The following is a 14,367-nucleotide window of genomic DNA, read 5'->3' on the forward strand; positions in this document are numbered from 1 at the left end:
GCAGCTGAAGAGGACCTGATGCGCGACCCGACACCCGGACGAGCCCCGAATTTCACCGGCGCCTGTATTGTGATGTTCGGCGTCAATCTTGGCTGGGTCCTGCTTTTGTTTTTCGCGATATATGGCCTCGCGGCAGCGGTCTTTTTATGTCTGGTCGTGAACCACTGGCTCAACTGGTTGGAAACCCGTCGCAGAACGGCAGAACAGGCTTTCGGAAGTATGACGCAGGAAAGCGCCGGGTCACGCCCCGGCGATCACCGCTGAGGCGGCTTCCAGCGCACCGGAGCCGTGCGGAATATCCAGCGCGCGGAAACCGGCGTCCATGCCGCCCAGCAGCCCCATGATCATCTGTCCGTTCACGTGTCCCATGTGACCCAGCCGGAAAAACCCGTGCCATGCCGGGTCGCCGGCAGGCGCCATGCCGAGCCCGATCCCCAGCGTCAGCGCCAGGTTCTGCTCGGTCCAGTCGCGCAGCGCGGTGGCTTGCGGGCTTTCCAGGCGCAGTGATGTCACCGCGTGACTGCGGTGTGCGGCATCGCAGATGTTCATCTCAAGGCTGCCCTCCTGCCCCCAGGCATCACAGGCCGCCCATATGGCCCGGGCGAAACGCGCATGGCGCGCCCAGACCGCCTCCATCCCTTCGGCCATCAGCAGGTCGAGTGCGACGCGCAGTCCGTAAAGGTGATGTGTCGGGGCGGTGCCGTTCCAGTATTGCCAGAAACCGTCCGGTGCAGAGCGCGGCTCCCAGTCCCAGTAGCGGCTGACACGGGGCATCCCTGCCCGGACCGCTGCCGCACGATCATTGAAAAACACGAATGACATGCCTGCCGGCACCATCAGCCCCTTCTGGCACCCGGTGACCATGACATCCACGCCCCAGTCGTCCATTTCAAAGACATCGCATCCCAGTGACGCGATGCAGTCGGCCATCAGCAGTGCAGGATGCCCGCAGTCATCAAGAACACGGCGCAGTGCGGCAATATCGTTGCGGACGGAGGTCGAGGTATCGACATGCACGGCCAGAACCGCCCTGATCCGGTGGCTCGTGTCGGCCTTCAGCGCCTCGGCGATCCGGTCCGGCTGAACCGGTGCCCGGTCCCCGAATTCGACAATCCGTGCTGTGGCCCCCAACCCTTCGGCCATGTCGGCCCAGCCATGCGCGAAATGTCCCGTGGCCGGCACCAGAACCTCATCACCCGGCGCAATGACATTGGACAGGGCCGCTTCCCATGCCGCGTGCCCGTTACCGATGTAAAGCGCCACGTGGCCACTGGTGCGGGCGACCTTCTTCAGATCCGCCACGATATCCGGCATCATCTCCGGCAACTCACCGGCATAGATGTTTGGCGACGCCCGGTGCATTGCCTGAAGCACGGCATCGGGGATGACGGATGGCCCGGGAATGGCCAGATAGGCCCGGCCCGACGGGGGCGCCGAAAACTGTGGCATAACTGCTGTCCTTTTTGTCACGGGTGACACTAGCCTCCGCGTGGGCGGCGTCAATCACCTATGCCATGCAGCAGCGCAGTCTTTCAGAGCAGCCGGGCTCAGCGGCGGTAGCGGCGGGCCAGCACGGCAACGTCCGCACCACCGAAATAACGGGCAAGCGTCCACAGATTCCGCGCGCCCCGGCGCAGCCATCCCTGTGCGTGATACCGTTCGGGCGATGTTTCCGCGATGGCGTCGATGCGGATCAGTCGCCCGCGCAACGCTCGTGCGATCGCAACGTCTTCCATCAGAGGCTGATCCGGATACCCGCCAACCGACTGGTACAATGCCCGTGGCAGCAGCAGACCCTGATCACCATAAGGCAGCCCCATCAGACTGCGCAGGTTGGCCCAGCCCGCCACAAGACGGCCCGCCGTGCCCCCCCGCGCAAAAGCGAGGCGAAACCAGCCCGCCTGGTCGGTTTCCAGGTGCCGGACAACCGGCCCGACCCAGTCCTGCGCCAGAGCAGTATCTGCGTGCAGCACCAGCAGCCATGCGCCCTGCGCCTCAGCGCAGCCGCGGGCAAGCTGCCCGCCCCGGGAGGCCTCGCCTGTGACAATCTCTGCCCCCCACGCACGGGCCACAGCAACCGTGTTGTCCGTGGACCCGCCGTCTGTCACGATCACTTCGCGGATCAGCCCGGCCTCAAGGCCCGGAAGAAGCGCGCTCAGGCATCCGCCCAGTTTCTGTTCTGCGTTCAGTGTCGGCACGATGACCGATATGGGTGCCCGCATGCTGGCTCGCCCCTTCCGTTTGGCGTTGCGCGCGTTATATGACACAGAGCACGCAAAGAGGAGCCCCCCATGTCCAATCGCCGCATCCTTCAACTCACAGGCGAAGATGTACGGGATTTTCTGCAGGGCCTGATCACCAACGACATCGCCGGGCTCGAAAAGGGGCTGGTCTATGCCGCGCTGCTGACGCCTCAGGGCAAATACATGTCCGATTTTTTCGTTGTGCCTCACACAGACGGCATCCTGCTTGACGTGTCCGAGGCACAGGGAGACATGCTGGTCCAGCGCCTGACGATGTACAAACTGCGCGCCGATGTCACAATCGCGCCCGCAGATCTGTACCTGCACCGCGGCACCGGTGATGTCCCGCCGGATGGTTTTGCGGATCCCCGCCACGCGTCAATGGGGTGGCGCGCCTATCGCGCGACAGAACAGACCGATGATACCACGGACTGGACGGCACGGCGCGTGGCTGAAATGATCCCGGAAAGCGGTACCGAGCTGACACCAGACACCTTTATTCTTGAGGTCGGGTTCGAGCGGCTCAACGGCGTTGATTTCCGCAAAGGATGCTACGTCGGTCAGGAAGTGACAGCCCGCATGAAGCACAAGACAGAACTGCGCAAAGGCCTCGCGCGCGTATCGGTGACTGGTCCAGCAGACCCCGGCTCAGAGATCACCGCGGGCGGGAAACCAGCGGGCACGCTTCTGAGCCGCAGTGGCGATCAGGCCCTGGCCTATCTGCGCTATGACCGGGCAAAGGATGAAATGAAGGCAGGCGACGCCACCCTGACCCGTAACGACATATAAAAAGCCCCGCAGCAGGCGCTACGGGGCAATCTGCAATTCTGAAACGCAGATCAGGCGCGCTCTGAATATTCCATAGTTTCGGTGTTCACGACGATCTCCTCGTCCTGGCCAACGAAGGGCGGCACCATTACCTTGACGCCATTGTCCAGGATCGCTGGCTTGAAGGAGTTTGCCGCTGTCTGACCTTTGACCACCGGCTCGGTTTCGACGATTTTGCAGGTGACTTTCTGCGGCAGCGTCGCGTTCAGCGCCTCTTCTTCATAGAATTCGACCACGATGGTCATACCGTCCTGCAGAAACGGGCGGCGCTCGCCCAGCAGCTCAGCGGGCAGCTGGACCTGTTCATAGGTTTCGGTATCCATCACCACCAGCATGCCATCGTCTTCATAGAGGAACTGCTGGTCCTTTTGCTCAAGACGCACCCGTTCGACCTTGTCGGCACTGCGGAAACGTTCATTCAGTTTGGAACCGTTGCGCAGGTTGCGGAGTTCTACCTGTGCAAACGCCCCACCTTTACCGGGTTTTACATGATCGACTTTCACCGCGGCCCACAGGCCATCATTATGCTCCAGAACGTTTCCGGGCCGGATTTCGTTTCCGTTGATTTTTGGCATGTGGCTCACCTGTGTCAAAAGGTTGATGAAAAGTTGATGAACCCTATATCTGGGAGGATTGTGGGTGACAAGACAACGATATGTCGTGTTGCACGTGCAGAAAGCTATGCAAATTGTGCATATAAGGCATGCAAATACGGGGTATCCGAATCGGCCAAAACCCGTCATAAGGGGCGTCACGCCGGAAAGACAAGAGCAAGAATAATGGAAAGGACGACGGATGAAAGATTTCGTTGACGGCACAGCCTTCAATAACGAGCAAGGCAATCGTGCGCGTAAACTTTTTGCAGCTGTGGTACTGGCTGCGCTTGACGACGCAATTGCGGACGACAAGAAATACGGCAACGGTCCGGAGCAGATCGCCCGCTGGGCACGCTCGCGCGACGGCCGCGAGGTTCTGAGCTGTGCCGGGATCGACCCGAACGAACGTGTTGTTCAGGGTCTTATGGAATTTGTGGGTAAAGGTGTGCGGACCTCCGTGGCGCTTTCCCGCGAGGAATCAGAGCGCCGCAACGCAGCGCAGCAGGCAGAAGCTGCCTGATAACTCACTGATTTTTCAGACAGAACGCGTCCCGGTTCGGGGCGCGTTTTTTCGTTCAGGCAACGCCGAACACGAAAAGCCACTGGCGCACGACCCAGAGTTCGGCGGCCAGTAACACAAGAACAAGCACCGACAGGCCCGCGCCGATACCGCGCCGCCATAGCAAAAATGCGGCGACGGTGGCCAGAAACGCCTCCACCGGTGCAACCATACCAGCCCCCTGCGCCCGGTCCCAATAGCTCAGCGGGCTCTCATAAACCCACCCGGTCAGCGGCCAGAAATGCGCCCGTCCATCATCGTGGTGCAGCGGAAAATCCAGGCAAAGATGCAGAAGTGCGGCACCGGTCAGCGCAATGGCCCAGGGTTTTCTGCGCCACAGAGCCAGCGCCAGCGGGACACCCCAGACAATAAATGAGTTATCAATCGCGAAAATCGTCTGCCAGGCATCTGAAAAGTAGAGTTCGTTGAACACACGCTGCGGCGGGATCGCAAAGATGTACATCGCACCCCCCGCAAGAAGGTAGAGCGACAGATCCGGCATCAGCGCCCCGAGAAGCGCCGCCGCAACGACCCAGCGGTCACCACTGCGCGCCATTGCGGCGGCCCCCAGCAGAAGATGTGCAGGCGTGTTCATCTTTGCTCCTTTTCTTTGCTGGGATCATGCGTCAGTTTGCCCGCAGAATGAAGAGGCGACAGATGCGCGGTAAAGCCATTATGATCCAGGGTACAGGCACCAACACGGGCAAATCCATGCTCGTGGCAGGACTGGCCCGCGCGTACCGGGACCGGGGGCTCAGCGTGCGCCCGTTCAAGCCGCAGAATATGTCCAACAATGCAGCCGTCACGCCCGGCGGTGGTGAAATCGGACGTGCTCAGGCGTTGCAGGCGATGGCGGCAGGTGTTTCTGCGCATGTCGATATGAACCCGATCCTGCTCAAACCCCAGACGTCGACAGGTGCGCAGGTGATCGTGCAGGGAAAGGTTGCCGGCACTCAGGAGGCCCGCGATTTCGGCCGCAACCGCGAAAGCCTGATGCCGCGCGTGATTGAGAGTTTCGACAGGCTGCGGGATGCAGCAGATCTGGTGCTGGTCGAAGGTGCGGGCAGTCCGGCTGAAACCAACCTGCGCACGCGCGACATCGCCAATATGGGCTTTGCCCGCGCTGCTGATGTGCCGGTGGTCCTGGCCGGGGACATCGACCGCGGCGGCGTGATTGCGCAGATCGTGGGCACGCAGGCAGTCATGGACGACGCCGACAACGCGATGATCACAGGCTTTGTGGTGAATAAATTCCGCGGCGACGTATCGCTTTTTGATGGCGGGCGCGATGACATCATTCACAGGACGGGCTGGCCCTGTCTGGGTGTTGTGCCATGGTTTGATGCCGCGCGGAAACTGCCCGCCGAAGACGTAATGGACCTGCCCGCTCGTGCGCAGTCGGGCGGCAGCGGTATAAGGGTGGTCGTGCCCCGCCTGCCCCGCATTTCAAACTTTGACGATCTTGATCCGCTGGCGGCGGAGCCTGGTATTGATCTGATCGTCGCAGAACCGGGCGCACCCCTGCCGCGCGAGGCGGATGTGATCCTCATGGTGGGCAGTAAGGCAACGCTCGGAGATCTTGCGGCCCTGCGCGCCGAAGGCTGGGATCAGGATATCCTGTCCCATGTGCGGTATGGCGGTCATGTGCTGGGTCTGTGCGGCGGCTATCAGATACTCGGGCGTCAGATCGGCGATCCTGACGGTATCGAGGGCCCGGCCGGGACAGCACCCGGGCTGGGACTGCTGGATGTCGAAACCACGCTGGTGCCCCGAAAAGAACTGGCGCTGCGCGAGGGGCGTTCACTGCTGCATGACACGCCGCTGACCGGTTACGAAATCCATATGGGTCGGACAACCGGACCGGACTGTGCACGCGGATGGCTCGATTTCGGCAAAGGCCCTGAGGGTGCTGCGTCAGCGGACGGGCGGATCCGCGGCTGTTACCAGCATGGAATTTTCACGTCCGACAGTTTTCGCGCGGCATGGATGCGGGACCTGGGCCAGACATCTGAACGCGCTTATACAACGGAAGTCGAAGAGACACTCGACGCCCTCGCGGCACATCTTGAGGCCACAATGGATCTGGATCAGTTACTGTCGATGGCCCGCTGAAGCCGGGGTCAGTCCAGTTCGCGCGCAGCAAGGGCCCGCATGATTTCCCGCCGGACCAGTTTGCGCACGTTGCGCGTGATGCGCTCTCCCAGATCGCCCTGAAGCTCGCGCCGGACAATATCGGACACCAGCGCCGTCAGCGCCTCCTCATCCAGGATCTGCTCATCGGCCGGGACTTCCGCCTGCGGATCAGAATGTTCCGCTTCAGGCTCCCCGGTTGCTGCGACCGAGGCCACAGGCTTCATCGGCTCCCCGCTGTCTGCAAGCGGCGCGCCGGTCCCGTCGAGGTCCACAGCATTCTGCAGAGACACTGCAGGTGCGCGTGTGCCGGCATAGGCATCGCGTCCGTCACCGTCCGGCTCCCAGTGCTCGGACCGCCGGGCAATCGCTGTCTCCAGCGCCGCGATTTTATCGGCCAGGCTGCTGGTCGCACGCGGCGCATCCGCCCGGTCGGCTTCGCTCCCATGGCGGATAAATTCAGGCACGGGCAAATCGCCGCCGTCACGGCCGTCCCGCTGAACCGCGTCTTCGGGCATCAGTGTCAGAACAGGTCTGAACGGCGTTTGCGGGGCGCGGGGGCCGGGCTCTTCAGCCGTCTTTCCGGTGACACGCTGCTGCGGTGACAGCACCAGCCGCTCGGCGTCTTCGCTATGTGCCGCGTCACCACGGCGGTTATCACTGACCAGACGCCGGATCGACGACAGGACATCTTCGACCTGAGAATTAGTTACCGGATTCGACATTTTGCACCACTCCTGCCCGGGTCAACTCTAACCCGGCGCCATCGACGGCACAATGCTTGTGGCAAAATGTCAGTTTTTTTGCAGAGACTTCAGGACCCGGTCCAGCTTCTGACCCTGTGCAGACCGGGCCACCGGCGCGTCTTTGACAAGGTTGTAGTAAGCCGCCGGATCATAGAGCTGAACACCAAGGCCAAGGTCTCTTGCCGTCAGACGACCCGTGGCCTGAAGCACAGAATAAGCCGCAACATAGACGTTGGCCTCTGCGGAAATCCGCGAGGTTTCCGCATCAAGCAATTCCTGCTCCGCATCCAGAACATCCAGCGTGGTCCGTGCACCCAGCTGTGCCTCTTCCCGCACACCATCAAACGCGATGCGCGCCGCACGGATCCGCTCCTCGGAGGCGGACAGGCTGGCGCGCTGCGCCGAAAGCTGTGCGTATGCGGAACCGACGTTCTGCGAAATCGTCTTCTGCACTTCAAAAAGGTTGCCGCGCTGCGCATCACGGGCGGCAATCGCACTGCGGATTGCGGAATCGATCAGACCGCCCTGATAGATCGGCCCGGACAGGGTGATCCCGATGCTGCCGGAATTTGTATAGGAACTGCTGCCGAGGTTCTCCTGACGGTTCAGCGAGCCATTGGCGCTCAGCCGCGGCTTGATGCCCGCCTTCGCCCGCTGGATATTCAGTTCGGCGGCGGCAACCGCATGCTGCGCTGCGCGCAGATCCGGGTGGACCTGCAAGGCCTGCGCACGCGCTGCTTCGACATTGCTGCCAAAAGACGGCAGCGACGGCGGCGCGGTCAGCTGCCCGGGCGTGCGGCCCACAACATTGCGGTATACTTCGATCGCCTGCTGCAGGTCACCCTGCGCGGTGGCCAGTCCGCTGCGCGCTTCGGCCAGCTGTGCTTCGGCCTGTGCGACATCGGTGCGGGTTACTTCACCTACTTCGAAGCGGTCCTGAGCCGCCCGCAGTTCCTGTTGCAGCAGATTAAGGTTGTTGCGGCGCAGTGCCACAAATTCACGCAAAGACCGGACGTTCAGAAATGCCGACACCGCGCTCAGAAGAACCTGCTGCTCAATGCTGATCAGCTGCTGGCGCGTGGACAGAACGGTTTCCTTTGCGGCCTCAACACCCAGCTGGGTGGCCCCGAAATCATACAGCAGCAGCTCAGCAGCAATACCGACAGACGCGTTGGTCGCTTCGATATTGTTGGTGGATGCCAGACCGGTCTGCGATGAAATACTCCGCGTATCACCAAAGTTGCGCGTCACACTCGCCGTATAGTTCACAACCGGCTTGAGCGCGGCCGCAGCACCCGCGACATCCTCGTCAGCGGCCCGCAAAAGCGCGCGGTTCTGGTCCAGCAGACCGCTGTTGTTGTAGGCGCCGACCAGCGCGTCAGCCAGCGTTTCGGCCTGTGCCGCACCAGCTGCCGTGATCACACAGACACCCAGTGCTGCGCGCTGCAGTGTTTTTCTGACCGCTTCCGTAATTGCCATACCTGCCATCCGTTTTGCCTCTGAGGTTTGCCCGGTCTTTTGCCGGCTCTGTTGTTCAGAATTCAAATGCTGCTTCGCGGTCGAACCCGGGCAACACCGGCGCACCGGCATTGAATGCCATCCGCCAGGAAATCGCGCCGCCGCTTTTACGTCCGATGCGCACCTCGCCCAGAGCGCCTTCAACGAAGAGACATGCGATGCGCCCGCCGTCCTTCAGCTGATCGGGCAGGTTCTGCGGCAGCTCGCGCACCCCACCCTGCAGGACGATTACGTCGTAAGGGCCATGCTGCGCGGCGCCTTCTGCGAGCGGGCCTTCGTGCATTATAACGTTGTCCGCACCGGCCTCTGTGAGTGCTTCCTGTGCGTCGCGGGCCAGGTCTTCATCTTCCTCAACCGCAACAACAGCCTCTGCCATATGCGCGATGACAGCCGAAGAATACCCCAGCCCCGTGCCCACATCGAGCACCAGCTCTGAATTCGAGATATCGAGGGCATCCAGCATCTTTGCCAGCGTCCGCGGTTCCAGCATCACACGGGAAGGCCCCAGTGACAGGTTTTCACCCATATATGCCGCCTCTCTGTGGCTGGCGGGCACAAAGTTTTCACGCTGGATCGTCAGCATCGCGTCAATAATGGGAAATTTCGTAACGTCGGACGGCCTGATCTGTGTATCGACCATCATTGTCCGCCGGGCTGCAAAGTCTGTCATGCGTCTAAACTCATCCGTTCAGAAAGTGTTCAACCAGATGTGGCACAGTTGCGGCGCTGCGGCAACGCCCGAGGAGCGAATTTTGGTAACCTGTGGCACTTGCGACCGCCCGTTTTATCGGTTAGCTCTGCGCGCACACCATCGGCGGCGAGTTGGCGGAGTGGTGACGCAGCGGATTGCAAATCCGTGTACACCGGTTCGATTCCGGTACTCGCCTCCACTATCAGCAGAATTTCATCGGTTTCCGGGCGCCATCTCCCGATACGTGCGACGCCAGTACTGCCGGCGTGTTCCTTGAGTGATTCAATACGCCGGGAAGCTGTCCCGACGGCAGCGTTCCATTGCCAATTCGCCGGTGATCGCCGCTGGCTGACTGTCGTCCTTCACACTCACCGGGTCTGATTGTGCGGTGCCAGGACGGCTCAGGCGTGACGATCCGTTTCAGCCAGAGCATCACGCAGCGCGTCTCCCGCCAGATTGATCGCGAGGACGCAGATGACGACGGCAAGACCAGGCCAGATCATCTGCAGCGGTGTGGAGCGCAAATGCACACGCGCATCCAGCAGCATTGACCCCCATTCCGGGTTTGGCGGCTGCACACCAAAACCCAGAAACCCCAGAGCCGAAATGCCCAGAATTGCCCGGGCAAAAGTGCCCGTCCAGACAACGGTCAGCGATGGGATGAGAGACGGCAGATAGTGCCAGCGGGCAACAGACCAGCCCGACAGTCCGGCCAACCTTGCCTGCACGACGTAGCCGCGGCTTTGCACCGACAGACCGATGCCCCTTGCGACGCGCGCATACCGCATCCAGCCGGTGACGCTGAGCGCGAAGATCAGGCTCCAGGTGCCGGCCCCCATCAGACCGGCGATAACGATCGCAGCCACCAGTTCGGGGAAGGCCAGAAAGGTATCGGTTGTCCGCATCATGATCCAGTCAGCAGCCCTTCCACCAAGGGCCGCGAAAAGCCCGATGGCTGTTCCGATCACCAGACTGATACCCGATATCAGGAACGCAAGGCCCAGCGACCATTGCGCACCATGCAGAAGACGGGACAGAATATCGCGCCCCAGGGCATCTGTTCCCAGCAGGAAATCAGAGGTCGGCGGAGATAAACGCTCGGGGATATTGATAGCCGTCGGGTCATACGGTGCGATCAGGGGCCCGAAGACCGAAATCAGGATGAACACACTTACCAGCAACGTAACACTACGCATTTGTCTCACCTATTCTGGGATCAATGACGCGGTAGATCAGATCGATCAAAAGGTTGATCGTCACAAAAACCAATGCCGTGAGCACGACAACGGCCTGCACGTGGGAGAAGTCGCGCGCGAGAACAGCCTGTACCAGAAACGTCCCAAGGCCCGGCCTGCCGAAGATCACCTCGACCAATACGAGGCCCTCCAGAAGGAAAGCGAGTTCGAGGCCAAAAACAGTGATAACAGGGATCGCGGCATGCGGGGCGATATGGTCTTTGCCCAGCCGTTTTTCAGCGACACCGCGCCGCCTAAAAGCCGGCAGAAACGGCTGGCCCCGCGCCTCGAGGATGCCAGACCGGATGATCCGTGTGAGAGAGGCGGCAACGCCCAGACCCAGCGTCATTGCCGGCAGGACCGCATGTGCGGGCGTGCTGGCGCCAAGCGCCGGGAGCCACGCCAGCTTGACAGCGAAGATCAGGATCAGGATCAGGCCGAGCCAATAAGCCGGGATGGCATTGCCCAGCGACGCGATGCCGACTGCAAACCGGTCCAGAAGCCCGCCCGGGCGCTTTGTCGCGATGACAGCCAGCGGCACGGACACCATCAGCCCGATAGCAAGCGCGGCAAAGGCCAGTGGAAAGGTGTAGCTCATCGCTGCCCTGAGGTCCGGCAGGACGGGGCGGCCCGTCACAGCCGAATAGCCGAAGTCCAGCTGCATCAGGGGCCCGAGCCACGCGAGAAAAGCCTGCCAGAAAGACCTGTTCAGGCCCACCTCTTTGCGAACCTGATCAATCACCTCTTCGGTCAGCAGTGCATCAAAACGGGCCATCGCTATGGCCTGTGCCGGATCGCCCGGCGCATTCCACAGCAACGCAAACGTGAGGAACGCCGAGCCGGACAGCACCACAACCGCGCGCAGAAACAGGCCGGCAATGAATCTGATCATGCTGCCGCCTCGAGCGCTCCAAGCGCAATTGCTGCATCACGCAGGGTGCGGCAGTATTCCGACCGCGGGTTCAGGGCAAAGGTATCTGCATCCGCGACTTCCTCTATGCGCCCGTCTTTCAGAACCGCAATCCGGTCGCCATGGGCAACGGCATAACCAAGGTCATGGGTGACAATGAGTGCGGCAAATCCTTCTTCAGCCTGCAGATCCGAGATCAGACGGGCTGTGTGTTTCTGGGTCACGGCATCGAGTGCTGAAAGCGGCTCGTCAAACAGGATCAGCGGCGGAGAGGCAAGGAGCGCCCGCAGAATTCCCGCCCGTTGCGCCTGCCCCACAGAGACCTGATCGGGACGACGGCTCAGCAATTCCAGCGACAGTTCAAGACCTTCGCAAAGGCGCTTCAGCCGACCTGTGGGCAGCGTGATCCGCTGCGCCACAACGGGCTCCATGACGGACCGGTGCAGGCTGAGGACCGGATTGAAAGCGGCGCGCGGTTCCTGCATGATCAGTGCTGGTCTGAGCCTGCGGAAAGGCGCTTCATTCCACGTGATCTGCCCGGTCGAAGGGGTCAGCAGGCCGAGAATTGCCGCGATCAGGGTGGATTTCCCCGCACCGCTTTCGCCGACAACAGCAAGTGTTTTGCCAGCGGGCAAAGACAGCGAAACATCATGCAATGTTGCGCGCGATCCGCGATGTACCGTGAGATTGCTTACCGTCAGCATGGCAGAGCCATCCAGTTACGGTGCGCGGAAAGCGCCCTGGCCGCCGCAGTCCGGGGCCGTTCGAGAATGTCTTCTGTACGCCCCTGCTCCACCAGATGCCCGGCATCCAGCAGCATCAGTGTATCCACCCGGCGCGCCGCAAGGCCAAGGTCATGGGTGATCAGGATCATCGCCGTGTCTTTGCCATCCAGATAAGTGCTCAGCAATTCCATCGTCGCCGCGGCGACTACAGGATCAAGCGCGGAGGTCGGTTCGTCCAGAACAAGCAGTTCAGGGCTTCCGATCAGCGCCATGGCGATGACGAAACGCTGCTGCATGCCCCGGCTCCAGCCCCAGGGACGTTTGCTCAGATCCCCGCCATCTATCCTGAGGGCCTCAAACAACCCGGCCTGATCCGCAGTCCCGGGTCTGATCCCCAGTGCCACCTCGGCTTCGCGCCAGTGAAAGGCCATTGATCTCAGCGGATCAAGGGCTTCGTCAGGGCTTTGCGGCACATGCGACACGCTGTGCCCCTGGGCGCGCAGATCATCAATCAGCGCATGGCCCAGGGTCGATTTCCCGGAACCCGAAGAACCCACGAGACCGATGCGGCTCCGCAATGGAATCTCCAGCGATATCGGGTGCAGGATGGTCCGGCCCGAGCGCACTGCGCTCAGGCCGTTTGCTTTCAGTGTCATTCAGCCAGTTTCGTCTCATGCGTGATCCAGTAGGTCTCCGTTGGATGCACCTGATAGCCGGTAAGACCGGGGACGCCAACATTGGTCTGGCTCACATGAAAGACAGGGATCATGGCAGCGTCGGACGCGATGATCTGCTGAACCTCGTCATAAATCGCCTTGCGCTTTTCATGCTCAAACGTCAGGCGCCCCTGATCCAGCAAGGCGTCCAGCCGGGCATTCGCAAACCCGCCCGAATTTGAGCCGCCATCAGATTTAAGCAGCGTTTCCAGCACCGCGCCGGGATCGCCCTGCGGCGTGGTAGCCCAGGCCTGAAGGAAAAGATCCGCCTCGCCCGCAGCAATCGCATCATTGCTGGCACCCCATTCGCCGACTGTGATGTTGGCCTGCACTCCGATGGCGGCAAGGAAGGCTTGCGTCAGCTCAGCCGTCGGCGGCAGTGCCGCCCGGGACGAATATGTCACAATGTCGATCTCAAGCGCTTCACCGTTCAGCATCCAGGTACCGCCCTCTTTGACGGCACCAGCCTCCGCCAGAAGTTCTTCTGCGCGCGCCGGATCGTAAGCGACAGGGATGTCAGCGGCCCAGCCTGTGCCCTTCGGATACACCGTGCCGGCTGCCTCACCACCTACACCGGACAAAGCCGCCTGTACGATGCCCTCACGGTCGATGGCATAGGAAACCGCCTGCCGGATCAGGGGATCAGCCATGGGACCGCTCGCCGCGTTCACAGTGTAGAAATAGAGCCGCGCCGTCGGTGTCGAAAACCCCTGTGCGCCTGTTTCCGTGATGCGTTCAAAGTCTGTTTCGGGATAATTGATTACCAGATCCACCTCACCCGCCTCAAAAGCCAGCGCTGCTGTGGCCGGATTGTTGGATACAACCACGCGCACCTCTTCCAGACCCGGTACGCCAAGGCGGTATTTCTTGTTGGCTTCGGCGCGATAAAGCTGCTCCGGCACAGCTTCTTTGAAGATGAAAGGCCCGGTCGCATTGATCGGGAAAGCATCAGAGGGTGTCCCAAGGATCGCAAGGCCCGGTTCGGAAAGCGTCCAGGGGAAAGCAGCATTCGGGCTGTTAGTCTCAAAAACGACCACCCTGTCGCCATCCGCAGACATGCCCGCGAGGTCGAGCAGGTTCGAGATGCGGGCATTGTGACCCGGGTGTTCCTCGTCAGAGACCGGAGCAATTGCATCGACAACAGCCTGTGCCGTCACCGGTGACCCGTCATGGAACAACAGCCCATCGCGCAGGGTCACACGCCATGTTGTCGGCGAAGATTGCTCAATGCCTTTTGCAAGGCGCGGATAAAGGTTCATGTCATAGTCGATCCCCATCAGCGTTTCGGTCACGCCGGTCTGGTTCGACATCCAGCCATTGTAGCCCGCGCGCGGATCAGGGACTTCGGCAGTGGGGCCAAAGCCAACGGAGACTGTAAGACTTCCTTCCTGGGCGGTCGCCGGGAGGGCTGTGCTGACAGCCAGCGCCGCAGCGCAGGTCAGCCGGGAAAAGAACGACATGAGCATTTCC

The 14,367-nt window shown here is 61.4% G+C and carries 16 protein-coding genes and 1 tRNA gene; 5 read left to right on the top strand and 12 right to left on the bottom strand.

The features are described from left to right. Positions 1-18 precede the first annotated feature (18 nt). A complete protein-coding gene (locus tag AB4K19_RS10345) occupies positions 19-264 on the top strand; it encodes a hypothetical protein (protein ID WP_375228297.1) in 246 nt (81 codons plus the stop codon). Here the strand turns inward: AB4K19_RS10345 and AB4K19_RS10350 are convergent. Both AB4K19_RS10350 and AB4K19_RS10355 read right to left on the bottom strand, forming a co-directional pair. Further along, the gene (locus AB4K19_RS10350) at positions 241-1,449 is read right to left on the bottom strand and encodes a pyridoxal-phosphate-dependent aminotransferase family protein (RefSeq protein WP_375228298.1); all 1,209 of its coding nucleotides are present in this window, start codon (positions 1,447-1,449) and stop codon (positions 241-243) included. The two genes, AB4K19_RS10345 and AB4K19_RS10350, sit on opposite strands and share 24 nt — an antisense overlap. A 98-nt stretch (positions 1,450-1,547) precedes the next feature. Then, entirely contained in the window at positions 1,548-2,222 is a 675-nt protein-coding gene (locus AB4K19_RS10355) for a TIGR04283 family arsenosugar biosynthesis glycosyltransferase (RefSeq protein WP_436397492.1), read from the bottom strand. 69 nt (positions 2,223-2,291) lie between these two features. Between AB4K19_RS10355 and ygfZ the strand changes: the two genes are divergently transcribed. Then, entirely contained in the window at positions 2,292-3,032 is a 741-nt protein-coding gene (gene ygfZ / locus AB4K19_RS10360; protein ID WP_375228299.1) for a CAF17-like 4Fe-4S cluster assembly/insertion protein YgfZ, read from the top strand. Positions 3,033-3,082: 50 nt separating this feature from the next. Here ygfZ and efp read toward each other — a convergent pair whose 3' ends face one another. After that, positions 3,083-3,646, bottom strand: coding sequence for an elongation factor P (efp, locus tag AB4K19_RS10365; protein ID WP_375228300.1), 564 nt, complete (start codon positions 3,644-3,646; stop codon positions 3,083-3,085). Between the two features lie 220 nt (positions 3,647-3,866). Between efp and AB4K19_RS10370 the strand changes: the two genes are divergently transcribed. Beyond that, entirely contained in the window at positions 3,867-4,187 is a 321-nt protein-coding gene (locus tag AB4K19_RS10370; protein WP_298842792.1) for a DUF6280 family protein, read from the top strand. Between the two features lie 55 nt (positions 4,188-4,242). On the opposite strand, the gene AB4K19_RS10375 is transcribed toward AB4K19_RS10370, so the two are convergent. Next, positions 4,243-4,821, bottom strand: coding sequence for a cobalamin biosynthesis protein CobQ (locus tag AB4K19_RS10375; RefSeq protein WP_375228301.1), 579 nt, complete (start codon positions 4,819-4,821; stop codon positions 4,243-4,245). A 62-nt stretch (positions 4,822-4,883) separates the two neighbouring features. Between AB4K19_RS10375 and AB4K19_RS10380 the strand changes: the two genes are divergently transcribed. After that, a complete protein-coding gene (locus AB4K19_RS10380; protein ID WP_375228302.1) occupies positions 4,884-6,338 on the top strand; it encodes a cobyric acid synthase in 1,455 nt (484 codons plus the stop codon). Between the two features lie 8 nt (positions 6,339-6,346). Here AB4K19_RS10380 and AB4K19_RS10385 read toward each other — a convergent pair whose 3' ends face one another. The 3 genes from AB4K19_RS10385 to AB4K19_RS10395 form a co-directional block, all read right to left on the bottom strand. Further along, the gene (locus AB4K19_RS10385) at positions 6,347-7,081 is read right to left on the bottom strand and encodes a hypothetical protein (RefSeq protein ID WP_436397493.1); all 735 of its coding nucleotides are present in this window, start codon (positions 7,079-7,081) and stop codon (positions 6,347-6,349) included. Between the two features lie 69 nt (positions 7,082-7,150). Continuing rightward, entirely contained in the window at positions 7,151-8,590 is a 1,440-nt protein-coding gene (locus tag AB4K19_RS10390; protein WP_436397495.1) for a TolC family outer membrane protein, read from the bottom strand. 46 nt (positions 8,591-8,636) lie between these two features. Beyond that, positions 8,637-9,290 carry a protein-L-isoaspartate O-methyltransferase family protein gene (locus AB4K19_RS10395; protein ID WP_436397498.1) on the bottom strand — a complete coding sequence of 218 codons (654 nt, stop codon included), beginning with the start codon at positions 9,288-9,290 and terminating at the stop codon, positions 8,637-8,639. Between the two features lie 146 nt (positions 9,291-9,436). On the opposite strand from AB4K19_RS10395, the gene AB4K19_RS10400 reads away from it, so the two are divergent. Next, positions 9,437-9,510, top strand: a tRNA-Cys gene (locus tag AB4K19_RS10400). 202 nt (positions 9,511-9,712) lie between these two features. Here the strand turns inward: AB4K19_RS10400 and AB4K19_RS10405 are convergent. From AB4K19_RS10405 to AB4K19_RS10425, 5 genes are read right to left on the bottom strand one after another with little or no spacing between them, the layout of a single operon-like run. Then, a complete protein-coding gene (locus AB4K19_RS10405) occupies positions 9,713-10,507 on the bottom strand; it encodes an ABC transporter permease (RefSeq protein WP_375228305.1) in 795 nt (264 codons plus the stop codon). Continuing rightward, entirely contained in the window at positions 10,500-11,438 is a 939-nt protein-coding gene (locus AB4K19_RS10410) for an ABC transporter permease (RefSeq protein WP_375228306.1), read from the bottom strand. Before AB4K19_RS10410 ends, AB4K19_RS10405 begins: the two co-directional genes overlap by 8 nt. Then, on the bottom strand, positions 11,435-12,160 hold the full coding sequence (locus tag AB4K19_RS10415) for an ABC transporter ATP-binding protein (RefSeq protein ID WP_375228307.1): 726 nt from the start codon (positions 12,158-12,160) through the stop codon (positions 11,435-11,437). Before AB4K19_RS10415 ends, AB4K19_RS10410 begins: the two co-directional genes overlap by 4 nt. Beyond that, entirely contained in the window at positions 12,154-12,837 is a 684-nt protein-coding gene (locus AB4K19_RS10420) for an ATP-binding cassette domain-containing protein (protein WP_436397501.1), read from the bottom strand. The genes AB4K19_RS10415 and AB4K19_RS10420 overlap by 7 nt, the downstream gene beginning before the upstream one ends. Beyond that, positions 12,834-14,357: an ABC transporter substrate-binding protein gene (locus tag AB4K19_RS10425; RefSeq protein WP_375228309.1), complete on the bottom strand. Its 1,524-nt coding sequence runs from the start codon at positions 14,355-14,357 to the stop codon at positions 12,834-12,836. Before AB4K19_RS10425 ends, AB4K19_RS10420 begins: the two co-directional genes overlap by 4 nt. Positions 14,358-14,367: the final 10 nt, after the last annotated feature.

Source organism: Roseobacter phycocola, from assembly GCF_042055075.2.
Taxonomy (GTDB): Bacteria; Pseudomonadota; Alphaproteobacteria; order Rhodobacterales; family Rhodobacteraceae; genus Roseobacter.

What these genes read in the sequence shown, in the direction of transcription:
- AB4K19_RS10415 (WP_375228307.1), bottom strand. Translation starts at nt 12,160, where the DNA reads ATGCTGACGGTAAGCAATCTCACGGTACATCGCGGATCGCGCGCAACA.
- AB4K19_RS10350 (WP_375228298.1), bottom strand. Translation starts at nt 1,449, where the DNA reads ATGCCACAGTTTTCGGCGCCCCCGTCGGGCCGGGCCTATCTGGCCATT.
- AB4K19_RS10370 (WP_298842792.1), top strand. Translation starts at nt 3,867, where the DNA reads ATGAAAGATTTCGTTGACGGCACAGCCTTCAATAACGAGCAAGGCAAT.
- AB4K19_RS10410 (WP_375228306.1), bottom strand. Translation starts at nt 11,438, where the DNA reads ATGATCAGATTCATTGCCGGCCTGTTTCTGCGCGCGGTTGTGGTGCTG.
- AB4K19_RS10355 (WP_436397492.1), bottom strand. Translation starts at nt 2,222, where the DNA reads ATGCGGGCACCCATATCGGTCATCGTGCCGACACTGAACGCAGAACAG.
- AB4K19_RS10425 (WP_375228309.1), bottom strand. Translation starts at nt 14,357, where the DNA reads ATGTCGTTCTTTTCCCGGCTGACCTGCGCTGCGGCGCTGGCTGTCAGC.
- AB4K19_RS10420 (WP_436397501.1), bottom strand. Translation starts at nt 12,837, where the DNA reads ATGACACTGAAAGCAAACGGCCTGAGCGCAGTGCGCTCGGGCCGGACC.
- AB4K19_RS10405 (WP_375228305.1), bottom strand. Translation starts at nt 10,507, where the DNA reads ATGCGTAGTGTTACGTTGCTGGTAAGTGTGTTCATCCTGATTTCGGTC.
- AB4K19_RS10345 (WP_375228297.1), top strand. Translation starts at nt 19, where the DNA reads ATGCGCGACCCGACACCCGGACGAGCCCCGAATTTCACCGGCGCCTGT.
- AB4K19_RS10390 (WP_436397495.1), bottom strand. Translation starts at nt 8,590, where the DNA reads ATGGCAGGTATGGCAATTACGGAAGCGGTCAGAAAAACACTGCAGCGC.
- ygfZ (WP_375228299.1), top strand. Translation starts at nt 2,292, where the DNA reads ATGTCCAATCGCCGCATCCTTCAACTCACAGGCGAAGATGTACGGGAT.
- AB4K19_RS10385 (WP_436397493.1), bottom strand. Translation starts at nt 7,081, where the DNA reads ATGTCGAATCCGGTAACTAATTCTCAGGTCGAAGATGTCCTGTCGTCG.
- AB4K19_RS10380 (WP_375228302.1), top strand. Translation starts at nt 4,884, where the DNA reads ATGCGCGGTAAAGCCATTATGATCCAGGGTACAGGCACCAACACGGGC.
- efp (WP_375228300.1), bottom strand. Translation starts at nt 3,646, where the DNA reads ATGCCAAAAATCAACGGAAACGAAATCCGGCCCGGAAACGTTCTGGAG.
- AB4K19_RS10395 (WP_436397498.1), bottom strand. Translation starts at nt 9,290, where the DNA reads ATGACAGACTTTGCAGCCCGGCGGACAATGATGGTCGATACACAGATC.
- AB4K19_RS10375 (WP_375228301.1), bottom strand. Translation starts at nt 4,821, where the DNA reads ATGAACACGCCTGCACATCTTCTGCTGGGGGCCGCCGCAATGGCGCGC.